Source organism: Streptomyces sp. NBC_01244, assembly GCF_035987325.1.
Taxonomy (GTDB): domain Bacteria; phylum Actinomycetota; class Actinomycetes; order Streptomycetales; family Streptomycetaceae; genus Streptomyces.
The window spans coordinates 4,173,328-4,193,101 of the sequence record NZ_CP108488.1; the positions used below are offsets into that span (position 1 = coordinate 4,173,328).

Annotated in this window: 21 protein-coding genes; 12 read left to right on the top strand and 9 right to left on the bottom strand. The window is 71.9% G+C overall.

The annotated features are described in order from the left end of the window. Positions 1-19: 19 nt before the first annotated feature. Complete coding sequence (locus tag OG247_RS18540; protein ID WP_327253298.1) at positions 20-1,114, bottom strand: tyrosine-protein phosphatase; 1,095 nt, start codon at positions 1,112-1,114, stop codon at positions 20-22. Positions 1,115-2,017: 903 nt separating this feature from the next. On the opposite strand from OG247_RS18540, the gene OG247_RS18545 reads away from it, so the two are divergent. The 5 genes from OG247_RS18545 (at position 2,018) to OG247_RS18565 (ending at position 6,323) form a co-directional block, all read left to right on the top strand. Then, entirely contained in the window at positions 2,018-3,280 is a 1,263-nt protein-coding gene (locus tag OG247_RS18545; protein WP_327253299.1) for an ADP-ribosylglycohydrolase family protein, read from the top strand. A 120-nt stretch (positions 3,281-3,400) separates the two neighbouring features. After that, positions 3,401-4,261, top strand: a complete 861-nt coding sequence (locus tag OG247_RS18550; protein WP_327253300.1) for a TIGR03619 family F420-dependent LLM class oxidoreductase — start codon at positions 3,401-3,403, stop codon at positions 4,259-4,261. A 79-nt stretch (positions 4,262-4,340) separates the two neighbouring features. Continuing rightward, positions 4,341-4,595, top strand: coding sequence for a hypothetical protein (locus OG247_RS18555; RefSeq protein ID WP_327253301.1), 255 nt, complete (start codon positions 4,341-4,343; stop codon positions 4,593-4,595). Beyond that, the gene (locus OG247_RS18560) at positions 4,592-5,203 is read left to right on the top strand and encodes a hypothetical protein (RefSeq protein ID WP_327253302.1); all 612 of its coding nucleotides are present in this window, start codon (positions 4,592-4,594) and stop codon (positions 5,201-5,203) included. Before OG247_RS18555 ends, OG247_RS18560 begins: the two co-directional genes overlap by 4 nt. Before the next feature lie 709 nt (positions 5,204-5,912). Continuing rightward, complete coding sequence (locus OG247_RS18565) at positions 5,913-6,323, top strand: DUF6069 family protein (RefSeq protein ID WP_327253303.1); 411 nt, start codon at positions 5,913-5,915, stop codon at positions 6,321-6,323. On the opposite strand, the gene OG247_RS18570 is transcribed toward OG247_RS18565, so the two are convergent. Both OG247_RS18570 and OG247_RS18575 read right to left on the bottom strand, forming a co-directional pair. Continuing rightward, a complete protein-coding gene (locus OG247_RS18570; RefSeq protein WP_327253304.1) occupies positions 6,324-6,764 on the bottom strand; it encodes a GNAT family N-acetyltransferase in 441 nt (146 codons plus the stop codon). It abuts the gene before it with no gap. A gap of 491 nt (positions 6,765-7,255) precedes the next feature. Next, a complete protein-coding gene (locus OG247_RS18575) occupies positions 7,256-7,798 on the bottom strand; it encodes a GNAT family N-acetyltransferase (protein ID WP_327253305.1) in 543 nt (180 codons plus the stop codon). Between the two features lie 610 nt (positions 7,799-8,408). On the opposite strand from OG247_RS18575, the gene OG247_RS18580 reads away from it, so the two are divergent. From OG247_RS18580 to OG247_RS18595, 4 genes are all read left to right on the top strand, one after another. Then, positions 8,409-9,047 carry a LysE family translocator gene (locus OG247_RS18580; protein ID WP_327253306.1) on the top strand — a complete coding sequence of 213 codons (639 nt, stop codon included), beginning with the start codon at positions 8,409-8,411 and terminating at the stop codon, positions 9,045-9,047. A gap of 48 nt (positions 9,048-9,095) precedes the next feature. Further along, a complete protein-coding gene (locus OG247_RS18585) occupies positions 9,096-9,683 on the top strand; it encodes a hypothetical protein (RefSeq protein WP_327253307.1) in 588 nt (195 codons plus the stop codon). A gap of 184 nt (positions 9,684-9,867) precedes the next feature. Beyond that, on the top strand, positions 9,868-10,776 hold the full coding sequence (locus tag OG247_RS18590; RefSeq protein ID WP_327257529.1) for a sigma-70 family RNA polymerase sigma factor: 909 nt from the start codon (positions 9,868-9,870) through the stop codon (positions 10,774-10,776). A gap of 21 nt (positions 10,777-10,797) precedes the next feature. Further along, a complete protein-coding gene (locus OG247_RS18595) occupies positions 10,798-11,196 on the top strand; it encodes a VOC family protein (protein ID WP_327253308.1) in 399 nt (132 codons plus the stop codon). 86 nt (positions 11,197-11,282) lie between these two features. Here the strand turns inward: OG247_RS18595 and OG247_RS18600 are convergent, their stop codons facing one another. Next, positions 11,283-12,071: a bestrophin-like domain gene (locus OG247_RS18600; RefSeq protein WP_327253309.1), complete on the bottom strand. Its 789-nt coding sequence runs from the start codon at positions 12,069-12,071 to the stop codon at positions 11,283-11,285. Between the two features lie 43 nt (positions 12,072-12,114). Next, the gene (locus tag OG247_RS18605; protein WP_327253310.1) at positions 12,115-12,525 is read right to left on the bottom strand and encodes a winged helix-turn-helix transcriptional regulator; all 411 of its coding nucleotides are present in this window, start codon (positions 12,523-12,525) and stop codon (positions 12,115-12,117) included. A 59-nt stretch (positions 12,526-12,584) separates the two neighbouring features. On the opposite strand from OG247_RS18605, the gene OG247_RS18610 reads away from it, so the two are divergent. After that, positions 12,585-13,208: an NAD(P)-dependent oxidoreductase gene (locus OG247_RS18610; protein ID WP_327253311.1), complete on the top strand. Its 624-nt coding sequence runs from the start codon at positions 12,585-12,587 to the stop codon at positions 13,206-13,208. Then, positions 13,205-13,693, top strand: a complete 489-nt coding sequence (locus OG247_RS18615; protein WP_327253312.1) for a nitroreductase/quinone reductase family protein — start codon at positions 13,205-13,207, stop codon at positions 13,691-13,693. The genes OG247_RS18610 and OG247_RS18615 overlap by 4 nt, the downstream gene beginning before the upstream one ends. Before the next feature lie 3 nt (positions 13,694-13,696). On the opposite strand, the gene OG247_RS18620 is transcribed toward OG247_RS18615, so the two are convergent. Continuing rightward, positions 13,697-13,993, bottom strand: a complete 297-nt coding sequence (locus OG247_RS18620) for a hypothetical protein (protein WP_327253313.1) — start codon at positions 13,991-13,993, stop codon at positions 13,697-13,699. An 85-nt stretch (positions 13,994-14,078) separates the two neighbouring features. Here OG247_RS18620 and OG247_RS18625 point away from each other — a divergent pair, with 85 nt between their 5' ends. After that, positions 14,079-14,411: a helix-turn-helix domain-containing protein gene (locus tag OG247_RS18625; protein ID WP_327253314.1), complete on the top strand. Its 333-nt coding sequence runs from the start codon at positions 14,079-14,081 to the stop codon at positions 14,409-14,411. 92 nt (positions 14,412-14,503) lie between these two features. On the opposite strand, the gene OG247_RS18630 is transcribed toward OG247_RS18625, so the two are convergent. From OG247_RS18630 to OG247_RS18640, 3 genes are all read right to left on the bottom strand, one after another. Then, entirely contained in the window at positions 14,504-16,081 is a 1,578-nt protein-coding gene (locus tag OG247_RS18630) for an APC family permease (protein ID WP_327253315.1), read from the bottom strand. A 231-nt stretch (positions 16,082-16,312) separates the two neighbouring features. Further along, positions 16,313-17,809, bottom strand: coding sequence for an aldehyde dehydrogenase family protein (locus tag OG247_RS18635; protein WP_327253316.1), 1,497 nt, complete (start codon positions 17,807-17,809; stop codon positions 16,313-16,315). Further along, the gene (locus tag OG247_RS18640) at positions 17,806-19,545 is read right to left on the bottom strand and encodes an N-acyl-D-amino-acid deacylase family protein (RefSeq protein ID WP_327257530.1); all 1,740 of its coding nucleotides are present in this window, start codon (positions 19,543-19,545) and stop codon (positions 17,806-17,808) included. Before OG247_RS18640 ends, OG247_RS18635 begins: the two co-directional genes overlap by 4 nt. Positions 19,546-19,774 lie beyond the last annotated feature (229 nt).

Genomic DNA, 19,774 nt, shown 5'->3' on the forward strand with positions numbered 1-19,774 from the left:
AGGTTCGCCCTGTGGCTGATCAGCCGACCAGGAGGTCCTTCTTCAGCTGCTTCAGCTCGCGGCCGTCGATGCCGAGGCCGTCCTTGAGGTAGGCGTCGAAGCTGCCGAACTTCGCGGTGACCTCGTCGTACCCGGCGTTGAGGTACTCGGGGCGCACGTCGAGCAGCGGCTTGTAGACGGCGGCGTGCGAGGCCGGCAGGTGCGAGAGGATCGCGTCGTTGGCGGCCTTGCGGTAGTCGTTGCTGGCCAGGTAGTCGGCCATCACGGTCTCGCTCGGCACGCCGAGGGCGGTCAGCAGGGAGGCGTTCGCCCAGCCCGTACGGTCCTTGCCCGCGGTGCAGTGGAACAGGACGGAGCGGTTGCGGTTGCGGTCGCGCTCGATGCCTTCAAAGACCTGCGTGTAGGCCTTCTTCCCGCCCTCCCCGCTGACCATGGCCTTTTCGGCGTCGACCATGGCCTTGACGGCCTCGTCGGGGGTCTTGGGCATGGTCTGGAAGGAGCCGGAGCCCGCGAAGACGTCGGCGACGACGTAGCGCGCGCCGGCCGGGACCTTGTCCACGTCCGTGGTGCGCTCGCTCTCCATGCGGAGGTCGAAGACCGTCTTGACGCGCAGGCGCTGGAGCTTGGCGAGGTCGTTCTCGGTGAGCTTGTTGAGGGCGTCGGAGCGGTAGATCTCGCCCATCTTGACCCACTGGCCGTTCGTGGTGCGGTAGCCGCCCGCGTCACGGAAGTTGGTGGTGCCGTCCAGCTTGATCAGCCGGTCGGCCAGGCGCAGGCCCTCACCGCGCTCGGGCTCGAAGTCGAACCACTGCCGGTCGGCGGCGGGCAGCCCGCCGACCACGGCCTCGCCCTGCGCGCCGCCCTTGGCGACGACCTTGCCGTTCGCCTTGATCTCGACGCGCTTGGTGCCCTTGGCGTTCCACTTCAGGGTGTACGCGCCGTCGGCACCGGCGGTGACGGTGGCCTCGGTGAAGGGAATGGAGGAGTTGCCGTGGTGCCGGCCGCCCCAGGAGAGGTCCCACCCGGAGGCGGAGGCGGAGGCGGCGGGGGCCGCGACGACGGCGACGGTGAGCGTGGAAGCGACGACGGTCGCGGCGAGCAGTGCCTTCTTCATGCCCCGAGACTCTTGGCCTGCGAATAACGCAACGTGAACACGGCATGGCCGAAACCGGCCGGGTGTAAGTCCACTGTCAAAACGTGCCACCCGCCTGGCCGGCGCGGGAACCCACCCCGCGCGAAGCCCGCCCCGGGCCGCCCCCCGAGCCGCTGCCCCGGGCCGCTGCCCCGGGCCGCCGCCCCGAGCCGCCCGCCGCGGGGGCCGGCGGGGCCGGCCACCGGCGTGCCCGCCGCTGCGGCCACTCCCCGGGGCTGCGCCCCGGACCCGTTACCGGGTGCGGCGCCGTTCCCGGGGGCCAGCCCCCGGACCCCCGCTCCTCAAACGCCGGAGGGGCTGGATTTCCCCCGGCGCCGGCCATATCCAGCCCCGCCGGCGCTTGAGGCGCGGGGTCCGGGGCCGGAGCCCCAGGGCGGGTCCGGGCGCACCCCTGCACCCCTCCAGCCCGTCCGGCGCTGGAGGACCGGGGACCGAGGCGGAGCCCCAGTGGGTCCGGGCGCACCCCGGCACCCCCTCCCAGCCGTCCGGCGCTGGAGGACCGGGGACCGCGGCAGAGCCCCAGGGGGTCCGGGCGGAGCCCGGTACCCCCTCCTAGCCCGTCCGGCGTTTGAGGACCGGGGTCCGGGCAGCGCCCGGGGAACGGGCGAAGGGTGGGTAGGGGACCCAGCCCCGCAGGGCCGCCCACCAGCACCCGCCCACCGGCTGCCGGTGGTGCGCCACCGACCGGCCACCACCCGACGGAGTCCGGCGCAGCGGTGCGAGCTCCGCGTCAGGAAGGGGACCGGCTGAATCCAGCCGTTCCCCGCCCCCCTACCGCCCGCATGACCGACTACTTCCGGACCCGATCGGTACTGTCCACTACAGTGCCCGCCAGAGCACGCGCGGGAGTCCGGGGGGATCGAAATGGACACGGCGACGGAAACGTCCGGGGAGCAACAGAGCAGGCCCGGGGCAGCCCAGCCCCTCCAGCCCCTGCAGCCGCCACCCGCACCCACCGGCGGAGCCACCGGCCTGGGCCCCGCCACAGGCCCCGCCGCCGGCGCGACCATCGGCGGCCGTGCCGCCGTCACCACCGGCCTCTGGGGCCGCACCGAGCAGCAGGACTTCCGTAGCCGCGTCAGGGGAACTCTCCTCGGCTCGGCCATCGGCGACGCCCTCGGCGCACCCGTCGCCGCCCTCTCCCTCCCCGAACTCCTCCAGGCCCACGGCCCGTCGGGCCTGACCGAGCCGGCCCCCCGCGCGAAGGTCACCGCCGCCACCCAGCTCGGCCTGTTCACCGTGGACGGCCTGATACGGGCCCACGTGCGCCGGGACACCGGCGCCTGGCACCCGCCGACCGACGTGCACCGCGCGTACCTCCGCTGGGCCCTCACCCAGCACGACTGGGGCCCCGACGAGCGCCGCGAGGACAACGGCTGGCTCGCGCAGGAGGAGTGGCTGTACGCCCGCCGCTCCCCCGACCGCTCCTGCCTGACCGGCTTCGCCGACGGAGTCCTCGGCACGCTCGCCCAGCCGAAGAACCCGACCGCCCTGGACCCGGCCGCCGCCACCCGTTCCGCCCCCTTCGGGCTGCTGGTCGGCTGGGAACCGGCCCTGGTCCTGCAACTGGCCGTCGAATGCGCCGCGCAGAGCCACGGACACCCCACCGCCTACCTGTCGGCCGGCGCCCACGCGGTCATCGTCCACGGCCTGACCCGCGGCGAATCCCTCGACTCCGCCGTCCAGCGCGCGCTGGGCCTGCTCGGCGTCCGCCCCGGCCACCAGCCGGTCACGGACGCCTTGCAGCGCGCGCTCGGCGCCGTCACCACGGGCGTCCCCTCGCCGCAGACCATCGAGGGCCTGTCCCCCGGCCCCGGCCGCCAGGCCGAGGAGGTCCTCGCCGTCGCCGTGTACTGCGCCCTCGTCGCCGAGAACGTGGCACACGGTTTGCACCTCGCGGTGAACCACGGCGGCGACTCCGCGGCCGCCGGCACCCTGTGCGGCTCCCTGCTCGGCGCACAGCACGGCGAAACGGCCCTCCCCGCGGCCTGGCTCGCCGGCCTCGAAGGCCGCGCCACGGTCCTGGAACTCGCCGACGACTTCGCCCTGGAGATGACCCAGGGCCCCGCCCTCCACGGCCCGGCGGCCACCTCCACCGCCTGGCTGACCCGGTACCCGCGGGGCTGACCCGGTACCCCCGGGGCTGACACCGGGGGCTGACACGGCCATGGCCGACGCACGCCCCTGCCCTCCGCACGCGCGAAGCCGTACTTTGGCCCTCCCCACACCACGGAGGTGTCAGCGCACATGCGGATCGCCACGACCGTCTTCCTCACCGACCGCACCATCGCTCCCGTACCCCTCGCCCGGGCCCTGGAGGAGCGCGGCTTCTCCGGCCTCTACCTCCCCGAGCACACCCACATCCCGGTCAGCCGCGTCACCCCGGCCCCGATGGGCGGCGAACTCCCGGAGATGTACGGCCGCACCCTGGACCCCTTCGTGGCCCTCGGCCAGGCCTCCGCCGTCACCGAGCGGCTCCACCTCGGCACCGGCATCACCCTCGTCGCCCAGCACGACCCCATCGACCTCGCGAAGCAGGTCGCCACGCTGGACCACCTGTCCGACGGCCGCGTCACCCTCGGCATCGGCTACGGCTGGAACGTCGAGGAGGCCGCCGACCACGGAGTCGAGTGGCGCACCCGCCGCGAACTGGTCCGCGACCGCATGGCCTTGATGCGGACCCTGTGGTCCCCGGACCCCACGGCGTACGTGGGCCAGTTCTCCTCCGTCCAGGCCAGCTCGGCCCACCCCAAGCCGGTCCAGTCCCCGCGCGAACTCGCCCCGGGCGTGCCCCTGTACGGCCCGCGCACCCTGATCGGCGGCCAGGCCGGCCCGAAGCTGTTCGCAGCCATCGCCGACCACAGCGACGGCTGGCTCCCGATCGGCGGCGGCGGCCTGACGGAGTCCCTCCCGGCCCTGCGCCAGGTCTGGGAGGCCGCCGGCCGCGACCCCAAGTCCCTCCAGGTGGTCCCGTACGCCGTCCAGCCGACCCCCGGGAAGATGTCCCACTACGCCGACCTGGGCATCGAGGAGGTCGTCCTCCAGCTCCCCTCGGAGGGGGAGGCGGAGATCCTGCGGATCCTCGACGGGTTCGGGCAGTACCTGTAGCGGGGGCCGGGGCGAGGTGAAACCCCGGCCGGTCGAAACCCGATGGCATCGGGGAGCCATCCACGGCGAACATGACCCCATGCCGGGCCAACGCAAGCGCGCACGCACACGCAGCAGGATTCGAGCCACCCAGCGGACGGCGGACGCCCCCGGCCGCTGGGAGCCGCTGTTCTCGACGACCGAGCAGTCGGAGCTCCGGACGTACCTCGACCGCCTGCGGGCCGACGGCACCGTCACCGACCCGTCGCAGCTCCGCATCGACCTCCTCTGCGGCCGCCTCGCGCACCCGACGACCTACCGGGTCAGCCTGTTCGTCCCGGAGGACTCGGCATGAGCGAGGACCTGCACGGACTGCACGGACTGCACGAACTGCACGAACTGCACGAACTGCACGAACTGCACGAACTGTGGGAGCACCTCCCGGAAGGCATCCGCCGCCAGGTGGACGGGTACGTCCTCCAGGACCGCCTGATGAACGCCGTCCGCGTGGTCTGGGAGGCCCGCCGCGCCCAGGGGGTGGGCCTCTACGAGGCCCAGAAACTGGTCTCCGACCGGTACGTCCACTTCGGCGACCGGGTGGCCCGCACCCCCGACTGTCCGCTCGACCTGGAGTCACTCGCCGCCATCGCCTCCGGCATCCGGGCCCGGGTGGTGGCGATCGAGGCCGTCTGGGACGGGGACACGGTCCACGGCTGGTTCGTGCGGCTGCTCGCCCTGACGGCAGACCCGGCCGGGGAACACGAACTGGCCACCGTCTACTGGGGCACGGGCACCCGCGCCCTCGAAGCCGAAGGCGCCGACCGCGGCCCCCTGGACCCGCACGCCGCCGCGGCCACCCGAGCCGGCACCGCCCTGGCGGCCCACCTCGGAGTCCCGTTCCACTTCGCGAGCCCGGACCAGCCGGACGACAGTGCCCCGCGCTACCGGTGCCGGACGACCTGATGGACCGTCCCTGCCCCCACCCAAGTAGCCGGAGCTGGGCTGCGTTCGCGGGTGGGGGTGGGGGTGGGGGTGGGGGTGGTGGGTGTGCTTGTGCTGCGGGTGGGGCGGTGGCTTTGACAGTGGTTCGGGGGGCGTCCCGGTAGTCCAGTGTTCTTTCGGCGTGGGCCGGTCCCTCAAGGGCGCTCCCTTCGGTCGCGTCGCTTCGCGATGGCCTTCGGCCACCCTTGACCGACCGACCCACGCCGAAAAGCCACAAGACTTCCGGGATCCCCCCGGGGAACGGCCGGGAGGGAAGTGTGGGGAGGAGCGGCCTCGTCCGACATGCGCAGCCCCCAAGGGCCGGTGGTCATCTGGACACGGCCCCGGCAGGACCGTGACCTCGGCCGGTACGGACGCGCGGGGCGATCAGAGCATCCAGGACCGGGCGCCTGAACACCCTTCCCGTGACCGTCGACCGCCACCACGAGCGCAAGGACGACGGGAAGGGCTTCAGGGTCGGTGGGCGCGACAGATCGCTACACACTCCCACTCGGCTAAGCGACTACCGACCGTCCGTGGCTGATCCATGGCGGAACAGGGCGGAACAGGGCTTGACCTCAAGTGAAGTTCAGGTTGGAAGCTTCCTCGTATGACGCTGGCCGTACGGCAGCGCAACAACACTTCACGTGCTGGAGGAAGTCCCATGTCTAGCAATGCCGTTCCTACCTCTGTGCCCACCACAGCCCCGGTCCGCCGTTCCGGCCTCGCCTGGTGGAAGGCGCTGGCCATCGGCGTGGGCGGTGCGGTCGCGGTGAATCTGATCGTTCTTGCCGTCGCCAAGCTCGCTGGTGCACCGCTCGTCATCGTCAACGGCGGCACGGAGCACCCGATCACCGTCGGGGGTGTCATCGGTGCCTCCGTCGTCCCGTTGGTCGTCGGGACGGGCGCTGCCTTCTTGCTGGCCCTGTGGAAGCCGGTCTTCCTGCGGATCGCGCAGTACGTGGGCGGCGGGCTGGCCCTGCTGTCGGCTGCCGGCCCGTTGTCGTCCGGCGCCGACGGAGGCACCGTCGCAGCCCTGTCCCTGATGCACATCACCCTCGGGCTGGCGGTCGTCGCCACTCTGCAGATCCACCGCAGATGATCATTTGGGATCGCGCACCATGAACACGTCCACCGGATCCTCGGTCTCAAGTCTGAACCCGTGCCGCTCGTACAACCCCCGGGCCGCACTACCCTGCAGCACATTCAGCCGGACCCGGGTGCCGTTGCGGTCGCGCTGCTCCAGCAGCCCACGCAGCACGGCCGCGCCGATGCCTCTGCCCTGTAGGTGTGGGGCGAGGTAGAAGTGCTCCAGCCAGTGGGCGTCCTCGGCCGGCCGCAGCGACACGCAACCGGCGAACGTACCGCCCACCTCGATCACCCAGGTGTGCGCGGGCTCGAACCCGTCCCGCAGCCGCTGCCGTACCCCCTGCTCGTCGTACCGCCCGAGCCGCTCGAGATCCGCCCGCAGCACCACGGCCCTCAGCTCGGCCACCGCCTCGACGTCCCCCACCGAAGCCGGCCGCATCTCCCAGTCCCCCATGATCGCCAGACTACGGTGACTGCGGAGCAGGCCGCGTGGCCGTCGGGTGATTTGGATCTTTCGAGGATGAACGGAGTGCAGAGTGAAGGCCTTTGTGCGGGGGACCGTGTGTCGTGGCGCTGGTGGCGGCACTGACCGGCTGCGGGGGTGACGCGGATCCGGATGCGGCTGCGGCCGTAGGGGTGGTCGGAATCGACGGCGGGAAGGGAAAGACCTCCGGCGCACTGTCGGCGGAGCAAGTCCGGTCGGCACTGCCGACCAACGAGAAACTCGGAGGCGTCTTCGTCGGTGATGACTCGGCGCGGACGAAACCGAGGCGCTCACCGACGGCAGGGGCGGCACCGAGGTCGTCATGCGCGTCGGCAATGTCGTGGCGTACGTGAGGGTGAGCTTGACCGACATCGAAGACGCCAAGCACATGGCCATGCTTCAGGTTGACCTGATCAAGAAGGCCGCCTGACGGTCCTGATGGCTCACCGCCCCGAACCGTCCTAGACCTTCGGGGCCGGCTTCCAGTCCTGGGCCAGGAGGCCGAGGAGGACCTCGTCCAGGAACTCGCCCATCACCCAAGCCGAGGAGCGCAACACGCCCTCGCGAACGAACCCGTTGCGCTCGGCGGACCGGAGCATCGCCGTATTGTCCGCCAGGGTCTCGATCTGCAGCCGGTGCAGGCCGCGTACGACGAATCCGTAGTGGCACAGGACCGCGACCACGTCGGTGCTGTAGCCCTTGCCCCGAGCAGACGGCAACAGCCCGAGCCCGACGTGCGCGGACCGACTGTGGTTGTCGATGCCCCAGAGCGTCGCGGTGCCGACCAACTCGCCGCTCTCCAGGTCCACCACGGAGAACGGAACGTGGCCCTGCTCCTTGTCGTCCACCAAGAACGACAGGGCCTCCGAGCCGGCCATGAGCGGACGCCACGGGTGACCAGTAGCCCGCGAAGCGGTGGCCACGTCGTCATGAAGCCCGGCATGCAGGATGGGGATGTCGTCTTCGTGCCGGGCCCTGAGCCCAACCGTGTTGCCCTTTAGCATGCAAGTTTCCTATCCGACCGCGCCGCCCGACGGCAACCCAATAGATCCCGGTCACCCGTGCATCTCTCGGCCACGGACGGTCGGTAGTCGCTAAGCCGAGTGGGAGTGTGTAGCGATCTGTCGCGCCCACCGACCCTGAAGCCCTTCCCGTCACTCTCTCGCTCATGGTGGCGGTCGACGGTCACGGGAAGGGTGTTCAGGCGCCCGGTCCTGGATGCTCTGATCGCCCCGCGCGTCCGTACCGGCCGAGGTCACGGTCCTGCCGGGGCCGTGTCCAGATGACCACCGACCCATGGGGGCTGCGCATCCCAGACGAGGCCGCTCCTCCCCACACTTCCCTCCCGGCCGTTCCCCGGGGGGATCCCGGAAGTCTTGTGGCTTTTCGGCGTGGGTCGGTCGGTCAAGGGTGGCCGAAGGCCATCGCGAAGCGACGCGACCGAAGGGAGCGCCCTTGAGGGACCGGCCCACGCCGAAAGAACACTGGACTACCGGGACGCCCCCCGAACCACTGTCAAAGCCACCACCCCACCCGCAGCACAAGCCCTGGTGACCCCGCCCCCCGCCTGAAAACCCCTTCCCCTCCCACCCCCCGTCCGGAACGATGAACCGCATGGTGTCCACTGACCGGCTGCTGGCGTTCGCCGCCATGTCGTTGCTGTTGATCCTCATTCCCGGGCCGAGCGTGCTCTTCGTCATCGGGCGGGCGCTGTCCCAGGGGTGGCGGGCCGCGCTGATCACGGTGGCCGGGAACACCCTGGGGGCGTACGTGCTCGTCGTCGCCGTGGCTTTCGGTGTGGGGTCGGTCGTGGAGCGGTCCGTGCTCGTGTTCACGGCGCTCAAGCTCGCGGGGGCCGCGTACCTCGTCTACCTCGGGGTCAAGGCCTTCCGGCAGCGGCATTCGCTGCGTGCGGAGTTCGGGGCGGGCGCAGCCGAGTACGGGAACTGGCGGTCGCTGTGGGAAGGGTTCGCCGTCGGGGTGGCCAATCCGAAGACCATCGTGTTCTTCGCGGCCGTCCTGCCGCAGTTCGTGGACCGCGACCAGGGGCACGTCACCTCCCAAATGCTGCTTCTCGGGCTCGTGTTCAACCTCATCGCCGTAGTCTGCGACAGCGCCTGGGGCATGGTCGCCGCGACTGCCCGCAGCTGGTTCTCTCGGTCGCCGCAGCGACTCTCCGCCGTCGGCGGGGCCGGCGGGCTCGCGATGATCGGTCTGGGTGTGACCGTCGCCGCGACCGGGCGCAAGGACTGATCCGAAGCCCGGCCCGGAGCACGACCCGAGGACTCCCCAGGGGGAACCATGCACGTCCGCTTACCGCTCGCCTCGGCCGTCACCGTCGGCGTGACCTGCGCCCTCGGTGCCGCCCTGCTCACCGGATGCGCAGGGGAGCCCGAGATCACCCCGCCGAAGACGAACGTGAGCTTCAAGCCCGCGCCGACCTTCACCGCCCCGACCCCCAGCGCCACGGGGCCGGTCAATCCCGGCCCGGGCGTGATCCAGTGGTACGGGACCGGCGGTGAGAAGCTGCTCCACGGGCTGATCTCCGCAGCGCGAACCGCTCGGGGCCAGCACGAGGACGGCAAGATCGTCATCGACCTCGGCCCCCTGTCGGACCGGCTGGAGGAGGCTCGGGGGTACACCGTCGCCTACATCCCCGAGCAGAAGACCCACGACACCTGGACCAAGGCCCGCGAGCACCTCTCCTCCGGCATGCACAGGGTGTTGAACGCCTCGGGCCTCGCCGTGTCGCCGACGAACAAGGAAAAGGCCGCCGAGGCGGCGGCCGGCGGCTGGGCGGAGATCAGCGAGGGGATCCAGGGGCTCAAGGAGACCGACGACCGGCTCCGCGCGCTGGGCTGCATGCCGACCGAGGACCCCTGGAAGTAGCGGAGTTTCGACGAGGCCGGATGATCTACTGAATCGACCGGTCGGGAACTCAGTACGGGGGTACACGGGCATGAGCATGGGCGTGGAGACACACGCAAGCGGCGACGGGCACGCGGACACGAACGCGCACGGGCACGCGAACGCGCACGCGGCCTCCGGCCTCCACCCAGACGGCCGGCCCCTCCTGGCCCTCCGCTTCGAGGAGCACCGCTCCCATCTCCGGGCCGTCGCCTACCGGATGCTCGGGTCGATCGGTGAGGCCGAGGACGCGGTCCAGGAGGCCTGGCTGCGGTTGAGCCGTACCGATGTCAGTGACGTGGAGAACCTCGGCGGCTGGCTGACGACGGTCGTGGCCCGGCTGTGTCTGAACGGACTGCGGGCCCGCGAGACCCGCCGGGAGGACTCCCTCGACGACCGGCTGGAACGGCTGGGCCGGCTGGACCGGGGCGGCTCTGCTCCCCGGATGCCCGACCCCCTCCTCGCCCGCGAAGGCACCGTCGACCCCGAGGTCGAGGTACTGCTGGCCGATTCCGTCGGACTGGCGTTGCTCGTGGTGCTCGAATCCCTCGCTCCGGCGGAGCGGCTGGCGTTCGTCCTGCACGACATGTTCTCCGTGCCCTTCGACGAGATCGCCCTGATGCTCGACAGGACACCGGCGGCCACCCGGCAGCTCGCCAGCCGTGCGCGGCGCCGCGTCCAGGGCCGGGCGCCCGCACCGGATCCGGACCTGGCCCGACAGCGCGAGGCGGTCAGCGCGTTCTTCGCGGCCACCCGCGACGGGGACTTCGACGCGCTCCTCGCCCTGCTCCACCCCGACGTGGTCCTGCGTTCCGACGGCGGCGTGGCACGCGCCGGACAGTCGGTGGTGCTGACCGGTGCCCGGATCGTGGGGTCGCAGGCGACCCTCTACGGCACGCTCGCCCCGTTCGTCCGCCCCGTGCTCGTCAACGGGGCCGCCGGCGTGCTGTGCGTGGTCGAGGGCCGGCTGATGTCGGTGATGGCCTTCACGGTGACCGACGGCCGGATCGCCGCCATCGACGTGCTCACCGATCCCGACCGGCTGGACCTCATCGATCTCGGCCCCCTCACCTGACGGGCCCGTACCCTCTCGTCCATGATCGACTCACGCGCGCACATCCGGATCGCCCGGCCCTCCCTCGATCTCGCGGCCGCCGAGCGGTTCTACGTGGACGGGCTGGGGCTCGACGTGCAGTGGCGCTCCACCGAGCGGGTCTCCGGGGAGCACGACCTGCTGATGGTCGGGCCCCTCGGGGGCGGCTGGCACTTCGAGTTGACCCGCGACCCCGAGAACCCGGTGGCGCCCTCCCCCACCGCCGAGGACCTCTTCGTCGTCTACCTGGGCGAGGAGCCCGACGAGGCCCTCGTGGCCCGGCTCGTCGAGCACGGCGGGACCCGTACGCCCGCCTCCAACCCGTACTGGGACACCCACGGGGTCACCGTCACCGACCCCGACGGCTACCAGCTCGTCCTGTCCTCCCGCACCTGGGGTTGAACGCGGCGGGCCGGGCTGAACGCAGCGGGCGGTCCGGAAGCGGCGGGCGGGGCCGGAACCGGCGGCGCTACCGGAGCCGGCAGCCCCTAGCGCCAGAACTGCGCCAGTGCCGCGTCCTTGAACGGTGCGGGGCTCACGCTCAGTTCCCCGGCGAAGGGGCGGTCGAGGGCCACCACCAGCAGCAGGCTGAAGCCGATCAGTCCCGCCACCGCCGAGACGAACAGCAGCTGCATCTTCAGGCTCCGCAGCCCGAAGAGGAAGGTGAGCGGGAGGATCACCAGCGCACCGCCGTACACGAGCACTTGGAGCAGCGGCGGCAGCGAGGTCTCGGCCATCGTCACGCGCGCCCGGCGCTGCGCGGCGACGTCGTTGAGGCGGCCGACGGCCTCTCCGTAGAAGGTCTCGCTCCGGGGGCCGGAGGGCTCGTAGGCCTGGAGTGCCGTGTACAGGGCGTGCGTCTGGTCGGCGGTGGCCTCGTAGCTGGGCCTGCCCTCGCGCATGAGGGGCCACTGGATCTCCACGACGGCGTGGACGTAGTCGCCCACCGCCCGCTCCACGCGGGCGCGTTCGGCCGGCGGGAAGACCTCGGCGCTGCGGACGACCAGGGCCAGGTCGGTGGCCTCGGTCGCGACGATGGTCTGGGTGTTCTCCAGTTGCGTCCACAGGGTGACGACGACGAAGGCGAGGATGATGCCGTAGATCGCGCCGAACATCCCGAGGGCCACCCCGACCATCTCGTTGTGGTCGCCGCCCGCGAGGTGCGGGAAGCGGCGGCGCGCGGCCACGCTGCCGCCGATGGCGAGGGCGACGAAGCCGCCGACGAGGAGGACACCGAGGAAGAACGTGCTGAGGTGGTTGAGCAACCAGAGGATCATGTCCTGCCCAACGACCACCCCGCCGGGAGGGCCCGCCCAGAAATCAGCGCGATCCGCCGGCACTGGGCGGGCCGGTCGCCCCCGCCTCCTGGGCGTCGAGCAGTTCGTCCCAGTGCTCCCGCGTCCACTCGCACGCCGCGTCCAGGGGGTCGAGCAGCCCCCGGCCGAGCGGGGTGAGGGCGTACTCGACCCGGCGCGCCGGGGTCTCGTACTCCGTGCGCGCCACGAAGCCGTCCCGCTCCAGCCCGCGCAGGGACTGGGTGAGGGACTTGGCGGTGATCTCGCGCAGCGGGACCTTGAGTTCCGAGAATCGGCGGGGGCCGTCCTGGAGGCAGCGCAGGATCAGCGCGGCCCATTTGTCGCCGATCCGGAACGGCACCAGGGGCGAGGGGCAGACCGGGTCGAACATCTCGGGATCGAGCGGTGGGGGCGTGAGCGGCGGCCTCTGCGTCATGATCCACACGGTAGGCCGGTATCCGATCGGTAACCAGTCCTCCCCCTAGGGTCCGTGGCATGACGAAGCAGGGGAACACAGGGAACACACACAACAGAATCATCGTCTTCGGCGCCGCCGGCCGCGTCGGCCGGGCCGTCGTCGCCGAGGCGCGGGCGCGGGGCCACGAGGTGACCGAGGCCGGGCGGGGCGACGGGGACGTCACCTCGGCGGCGGACGTGGCGCGGCTCGCCGCCGGGCACGACGCGGCGGTGGCGGCGGTGTACGACATGGGGGCCGCTCCGGGCGAGTTCTTCCCGGCGGCCGCCCGCGCGCTCGCGGCGGGGCTGGGCGGGGCCGGAGTGCGGCGCCTGGTCTCCGTCGGGCTGGCGTCGGTACTGCCGACCCGCTCCGGGGCGCTGCTGATGGACACCCCGGGCTACCCGCAGGAGTGGCGGGAGTTCTACGTCGGCCACGGCGCCGGCACCGAGGCGCTGCGGGCGGCCGCCCCGGCGGGCCTGGACTGGGCGGTGCTGAGCCCTTCGGGCGACTTCGCCGCCGAGGGGGAGCCCGGAGGCGGCTACGCCTTCGCCCCCGCCGACGCCGGGGCCCGGATCCCGCACCCGGACTTCGCCCGGGCCGTCCTGGACGAGGCGCTCGCCCCGACCGTGCACCGCACGCACGCCGGGGTGACGGGCGCATGACCGGCACCACCCCCTCCGCGCCCCCGGCCCCCACCGACAGCCCGAACCCCTGGGTGGCGGACCACATCCGCCGCTTCGAGGAGACCGGCGGGGTGCCGCGCCCCGGGATCCGCGATCTGCTGCTGACCACCCGGGGGCGCCGCTCCGGGGTGCTGCGCCGCACGGCGCTGGCCTACGTACCCGACGCGGAGGCCGCCGAGGCCACGTACGTCCTCACGGCGTCCAACGCTGGGGCCGGGCAGCACCCGGCCTGGTACCTGAACCTGAGCGCCGACCCGGCCGTCACGCTGCACGTCGGCACGGAGAGCTTCCCGGCGCTCGCCCGCCCCGCGACCCCGGCGGAGACGGAGCGGCTGTGGCCGGTGGTGGTGGCCGTGATGCCCTCGTACGCGGCCTACCGGGACACGGCCGCCGGGACGGCCGGCCGCGAGGTCCCACTGGTCCTGGTCACTCGCGTCACCGCCATCGCGGCCGGGGCCTGCTGAACCTCAGCCCCGCACCTTCGGTGCCTTCGGCAGCCCGGCGGACAGTGCGGTGCCGGCTCCGCCGAGGGAGGCGTCGGTGGCCTTCGACGCGGAACCGGCGGCTCCGGCGGTGATCTCCACCGCCGTCTTCGCGTCCTTGACGGCGCCTCCGGGGTGGTCGACGATCTCGCCGACGCGCTGGGTGATCGGGGGCCCCTGGATGGCGGGCTCGTCGGCCGCGTGCGCGATGGTGGGGCAGAGGGCGAGGGCCGCTCCTCCGGACAGGACGAGGGCGGCGAGGCTGCGCTTGATGGCGTTCATGCCAGTCCCAACGACCCCGCCGCACCCCGAGTCACCGCTGCGGCCCCCTTTGGAGTGAGATCAGAATCGTCCACACCCCAGAAATATGCCCCTCCCGCTGAGGCGAGCGATCTCCCTCGTCGGCGGAGACAAGGCCGGCGCCTTCTCGCCCGCCGAGCAGGCGGAGATCGACCGGGGGGCGGCGGAGATGACCTCCGTCGTGCGCGCACACCGCCTGGCGGAGGTCCGCAAACGGCGGCACACCACGCAGGTCCAGGTCGCGGAAGCCATGGGGGTCACTCAAGCGCGCGTCTCCCGGATCGAGAACGGCGAGCTGGAGCGCAGTGAGGTCGAGACCCTCGCCGCCTACGTACGCGCCCTCGGCGGCAAGCTGAAGATCGTCGCCGAGTTCGGTGACGAGCAGTACACCCTCGGCTGACAACGCCCGCGGCCCCGGATCGGGGGATCGATCCGGGGCCGCGGGCGTGCATGACACAGCGGGGGGGGGAGGGGCTTGAGGGCCCCCCGGGGTCAGTCCTGGACCACCAGGGACGGGGTGGACTTCGTCAGGACCTCGCCGCGGAAGAAGGCGGGGCTGCGGCGTTCGGTGACGAACATGACCACCAGGCCGAGGGCCAGCAGGCCGACGCCGATGATGAAGACGCTGCCGACGCCGAGGACCGTGGAGCCGGAGCCGTACGACGGGTTCCACATGTCGATCAGGGTCTTGAAGAAGACGGTCGCCAGGAGCAGGCCGCCCAGGACCGGGAAGACGCCCTTGAAGAAGAGGTCTCGGGTGGAGCGGCGCAGCTCGGAGCGGAAGTACCAGGCGCAGGCGAAGGCCGTCAGCGAGTAGTAGAAGCAGATCATCAGGCCGAGCGCGAAGATCGTGTCGGTGAGGACGTTCTCGCTGATCAGGGTCATCACGGTGTAGAAGGCGCCGGTCGCGGCGCCGGCCATGACGGTGGCGCGGCCGGGGGTCTTGAACTTCGGGTGGACCTTGGCGTAGGAGGGTGGCAGCGCCTCGTACGTGGACATGGCCAGGACCGTGCGGGCGACCGGGATGAAGGTGGTCTGCAGGGAGGCCGTCGCGGAGGCCAGGACGGCCACGAGGAGCAGGACGCCGAGCACCCAGGGGCCCATGACCGGGCCGGCGAGGGCGGCGAAGACGTTGTCGGAGGTCTCCGGGTTGCCGAGGCCGAGGCCTTCGGTGCCGGAGCCGACGGCCATCTGGGCGGCGATGCCGGTGGCCAGGTACGAGCCGACGAGGACGACCATCGCGATGAGCGAGGCCCGGCCGGGGGTCTTGGCGGAGCCGGTGGTCTCCTCGTTGGTGGCCAGGCAGGCGTCCCAGCCCCAGTACATGAAGATCGAGAGCGAGAGGCCGGCGGTGAAGGCCGCCATGGACTCGATCGCGAAGGGGTTCATCCACTGCCAGGAGAAGTCCAGGCCGGTGTCGAAGGTGCCCGCGGAGGCCTTCTGGAAGGCCATCGCCACGAAGATGGCGAGGACGGCGAGCTGGAGGCCGACCAGCGCGTACTGGACGCCCTTGGTGGCCGTCATGCCGCGGTAGCTGATGGCGGTCGCGACGGCGATCAGGGTGAGGCAGGTGGCGATGTGGACGAGCTTGTTGTCGTCCAGGGCGGCGATCGCCGGGTTGCTCGTGATCTCGCCGGCCAGCAGCCAGAAGTAGGAGGTGGCGACGCCGGCCAGGTTGGAGAGCACGATGATCGTGGCGATCACCAGGCCCCAGCCGCACATCCAGCCGATCCGCGGGCCGAAGGCCTTCACGGTCCAGGTGAAGGAGGTGCCGCAGTCCGGCATGGCCTTGTTGAGCTCGCGGTACGCGAAGGCGACCAGCAGCATCGGCAGGAAGCCGGCCAGGAAGACGGCCGGCATCTGGACGCCGACCTCTCCGGCGGTGGACCCGAGGGTGGAGGTCAGGCAGTAGACGGGGGCGACGGTGGAGATGCCGATGACGGCGCTTCCCACGAGGCCGACGGAGCCCTTGCCGAGGCCCTTGCCCCGTACGTCACCGTCGGAGCCACCCCGGGGGGTGGCTCCGTTTACCGTGTCTCCGGCCTGGGGCCGGACGTCCAGCTGTGTCATACCTCAGGACGTTAGACGCTGCGTTTTCCACATCTGGAGGACTCAAGTCCGAATCCCCACACGACCAAAGTCCTTGGAATCTCGACACCGAGAGTCTTCACGAGGACGCAATACAAGGTTCACAGGCCCGCCGATCATCGTTTCGGCAGGCCTGGACCTTTTATTTCGCCATGCGGAAACCGCAGCACTGTCCGTTTTGGCCGGTTTCAAACTTTCCGGGTCAACATTTGGTCAAGCCCAGACGATCGACTGCATCTCGCTGTAGGCGTGCAGTGCGTACGAGCCCACGTCCCGGCCGACCCCCGAGCGCTTGAAGCCGCCGAACGGCGCCTCCATGTTCCGCCCGATGGTGTTCACCCCGACCCCGCCCGCCCGCAGCCGCCGCGCCACGCGGAAAGCGCGGGCCGCGTCCGCGGACCACACGTAACTGATCAGGCCGAAGTCGCTGTCGTTGGCCAGCGCCACCGCCTCGTCCTCATCCCCGGCAGCTCCGTCGAACGGGACGACCACGACGACCGGCCCGAAGATCTCCTCCCGGACCACGCGCATGTCGTTCGTGCAGTCGACGAGGAGGGTCGGGGCCACGTAGAACCCCTTGCCCGCGGCGGCACCCTCACCCACCATCGGGCGCTCGCCGCCGAAGGCGATCCGGGCGCCCTCCTTCTTGCCCAGCTCGATGTACGACTCCACGCGGTCCCGGTGCGCCGCCGAGATGACCGGGCCCACCACGGTGCCGCGCACCGCCGGGTCTCCGACCTTCATGAAGGCCAGATAGCCCTGCAGCTTCTCCACCAGCTGCTCGTACACCGACCGGTGGACGATCACCCGGGTCGGAGCCGTGCAGATCTGCCCGGAGTAGAAGGAGAAGGTGGTGCCGATCCCCATCACCGCCGCGTCCAGGTCGGCGTCCGCGAGGACGATCGCCGCGCCCTTGCCGCCCAGCTCCATCAGCTGCCGCTTCATCGTGCGGCCGCAGACCTCGGCGATGCGCTGCCCGACGCCCGTGGAGCCGGTGAAGGACACCATGTCCACGTCCGGGGAATCCACGGCCGCCTCGCCGACCTCCACCGAGGTGCCGGAGACCACGTTCACCACGCCCGCCGGGACCCCGGCCTCGTGCAGGGCCTCGGCCATCCGGAACACCGACAGCGGGTCCTGCGGGGCCGGCTTGACCACCACGGTGTTGCCCATGGCCAGCGCCGGGGCCACCTTGCCCGCGGGATTGGCCCACGGGTTGTTGTACGAGGTGATGCAGGTGACGACCCCGACCGGCTGGCGCACCTCCAGGGCGCCGAGGATGCTCGCCGCACCCATCGGCCCGGCCTCGGTGACCTGCGGCGGCAGCCCGCGCTCGACCGGTTCCAGCGCGCCCTTCGCGTACCGACGGAAGCGGGCCACGCCCACCCCGACCTGCATGCCGCGCGCGATCCCGGTGGGGGCGCCCGTCTCGGCCTGCGCGAGCGCCGCCCAGGGCTCGTACTCGCGCTGGATGATGTCCGCGGCCCGGTCCAGGATCGCGGCCCGCTCCTCCGGCTTCGTCCGGGACCAGCCCTCGAAGGCCGCCGCCGCGGCGCGCGCCGCGTCCTCGACCTGGCCGCGCGAGGCCTCGGGGGCCAGGCCGACGACGGATTCGTCGGCCGGGTTGACCACCTCGTAGTGCCCGCCCGCCGGCTCGACCCACTCGCCGCCGACGAAGAGCTTCTGCGGGTTGTCCGTAGCACTGCTCACCTGGTGCTCACCGTCCTCGTGTCCCGGCCCGAACGGAGCACGATCCCCGGGATCGCGCCCGTCACCTCGTCGTCGCGGATGGTCTCCACGCCGTTGACGCGTACGGACACCATGCCGATCGCCCGCGCGTCCAGCCGCGGGCTGTCCCCGGGCAGGTCGTGCACGAGCGTGGCCGGTCCCGCCTCGATCCGCTCCGGGTCGAAGAGCACCAGGTCCGCGTGGAAGCCCTCGGTGATCCGGCCGCGCTCGCGCAGCCCGAACAGCTGGGCCGGGTCGTCGGTGAGCATCCGTACCGCCTGCTCCAGCGGCACCAGCTTGCGGCCGCGCAGGCAGTCCCCGAGGAACCGGGTGGTGTACGGGGCTCCGCACATGCGGTCCAGGTGCGCGCCGGCGTCGGAGCCGCCGAGCATGACGTCCTCGTGCTGCCAGGTCTCGGCGCGCAGCGCCCAGCTCGCCGGGTCGTTGTCGGTCGGCATGGGCCAGAGCACCGTACGCAGGTCGTCGTTGGCGCAGATCTCCACCAGGCACTGGAAGGCGTCCTGGCCGCGCTCGGCCGCGATGTCGTTGACGACGCGGCCCGACAGGCCCTCGTTCGCCTCGCTGTAGGTGTCGCCGATGACGTAGCGCCCGAAGTTGGCCAGGCGCCGGAAGACCCCGGCCTCCTTGCTGGCCGCGCGGACCAGCATCTCGGCGCGCACGTCGGCGTCGCGGAGCTTCTCGATGCGCTCGGGGACGGGCAGGCCCAGGATCTCCCCCCAGCCGGGGATGAGGTTGAGGGCGCAGAAGGTGCCCAGCGACATGTTCATGGGGGTCAGGATCGGCATCGTCAGCGCGACGATGCGGCCGCCGGCCTTGCGGGCGCGCTCGCTGGGGATCAGCTGGCGCGGCACGCGCTCGGGGACGGAGGCGTCGATCGTGAGCACGTTCCAGTTCAGGGGCCGTCCCGCGGCCGCGCTCATCTCGACGAAGAGGTCGATCTCCTCGTCGGCGAACTGGTCGAGGCAGCCCGCGACGATCGCTTCGAGCTGGGTGCCCTCGTGCTCGGAGACCGCCCGGGAGAGCGCGAGGAGTTCCTCGGGCGCCGCGTGCCGGGAGGCGACGGGGGCGCCGGAGCCGTCGGAGTGGGTGGAGGACTGGGTGGTCGACAGGCCCCAGGCACCGGCGTTCATGGCGTCGTGGAACAGGTCGAGCATCTCCTGCATCTGCTCTTCGGTGGGTTGGCCGCCGACGGCGTCCTCGCCCATGACGTGCCGGCGCAGCGCGCAGTGGCCGACCATGAACCCGGCGTTGACGGCGATCCGGCCGTCGAGCGCGTCGAGGTACTCGCCGAAGGTGGACCAGGTCCAGTCGACGCCCTCTTCGAGGGCCTTGAGCGCCATGCCCTCGACCTTGCTCATCATGCGGCGGGTGTAGTCGGCGTCCTCGGGGCGGGCGGGGTTGAGGGGGGCCAGGGTGAATCCGCAGTTGCCGCCCGCGACGGTGGTCACTCCGTGGTTCATGGAGGGGGTCGCGTACGGGTCCCAGAAGAGCTGGGCGTCGTAGTGCGTGTGGGGGTCTACGAACCCGGGGGTCAGGACGAGGCCGGTCGCGTCCTCGCTGCTCGCCGCGGGTTCGGTGACGGTTCCCGGCGGGGCGATGACGGCGATGCGGCCGTCGCGTATCCCCACGTCGGCCACGCGGGCCGGGGCGCCGGTCCCGTCCACGACGGTGGCGCCCTTGATCAAGTGGTCGAGCATGACGTCCTCTCCGACAGTGTTCACGTTGCGCGCCGTCTCCGGACCGTTGGCGGTCACGTGCGGGCTGACGCCGATCAAAATCCAGCCCCTCCGGCGTTTGAGGAGCGGGGGTCCGGGGGCCGGCCCCCGGCAGCGGCGCCGCACGTTCAGGGCCGCAGCCCAGGGCCCCGGCCGGAGTCCGCCGGGCCGGCCGCGGCCTCGACATGGCTCCGGCCGGGGCCGGTTCCGG

Excerpts from the sequence above, each read along its gene's own strand:
- OG247_RS18620 (WP_327253313.1), bottom strand. The coding sequence starts at position 13,993 with ATGAACGCCATCAAGCGCAGCCTCGCCGCCCTCGTCCTGTCCGGAGGA.
- OG247_RS18630 (WP_327253315.1), bottom strand. The coding sequence starts at position 16,081 with ATGACACAGCTGGACGTCCGGCCCCAGGCCGGAGACACGGTAAACGGA.
- OG247_RS18585 (WP_327253307.1), top strand. The coding sequence starts at position 9,096 with ATGCACGTCCGCTTACCGCTCGCCTCGGCCGTCACCGTCGGCGTGACC.
- OG247_RS18570 (WP_327253304.1), bottom strand. The coding sequence starts at position 6,764 with ATGGGGGACTGGGAGATGCGGCCGGCTTCGGTGGGGGACGTCGAGGCG.
- OG247_RS18580 (WP_327253306.1), top strand. The coding sequence starts at position 8,409 with ATGGTGTCCACTGACCGGCTGCTGGCGTTCGCCGCCATGTCGTTGCTG.
- OG247_RS18545 (WP_327253299.1), top strand. The coding sequence starts at position 2,018 with ATGGACACGGCGACGGAAACGTCCGGGGAGCAACAGAGCAGGCCCGGG.
- OG247_RS18540 (WP_327253298.1), bottom strand. The coding sequence starts at position 1,114 with ATGAAGAAGGCACTGCTCGCCGCGACCGTCGTCGCTTCCACGCTCACC.
- OG247_RS18625 (WP_327253314.1), top strand. The coding sequence starts at position 14,079 with ATGCCCCTCCCGCTGAGGCGAGCGATCTCCCTCGTCGGCGGAGACAAG.
- OG247_RS18610 (WP_327253311.1), top strand. The coding sequence starts at position 12,585 with ATGACGAAGCAGGGGAACACAGGGAACACACACAACAGAATCATCGTC.
- OG247_RS18560 (WP_327253302.1), top strand. The coding sequence starts at position 4,592 with ATGAGCGAGGACCTGCACGGACTGCACGGACTGCACGAACTGCACGAA.
- OG247_RS18595 (WP_327253308.1), top strand. The coding sequence starts at position 10,798 with ATGATCGACTCACGCGCGCACATCCGGATCGCCCGGCCCTCCCTCGAT.
- OG247_RS18605 (WP_327253310.1), bottom strand. The coding sequence starts at position 12,525 with ATGACGCAGAGGCCGCCGCTCACGCCCCCACCGCTCGATCCCGAGATG.
- OG247_RS18600 (WP_327253309.1), bottom strand. The coding sequence starts at position 12,071 with ATGATCCTCTGGTTGCTCAACCACCTCAGCACGTTCTTCCTCGGTGTC.
- OG247_RS18615 (WP_327253312.1), top strand. The coding sequence starts at position 13,205 with ATGACCGGCACCACCCCCTCCGCGCCCCCGGCCCCCACCGACAGCCCG.
- OG247_RS18555 (WP_327253301.1), top strand. The coding sequence starts at position 4,341 with ATGCCGGGCCAACGCAAGCGCGCACGCACACGCAGCAGGATTCGAGCC.
- OG247_RS18575 (WP_327253305.1), bottom strand. The coding sequence starts at position 7,798 with ATGCTAAAGGGCAACACGGTTGGGCTCAGGGCCCGGCACGAAGACGAC.
- OG247_RS18550 (WP_327253300.1), top strand. The coding sequence starts at position 3,401 with ATGCGGATCGCCACGACCGTCTTCCTCACCGACCGCACCATCGCTCCC.
- OG247_RS18640 (WP_327257530.1), bottom strand. The coding sequence starts at position 19,545 with ATGCTCGACCACTTGATCAAGGGCGCCACCGTCGTGGACGGGACCGGC.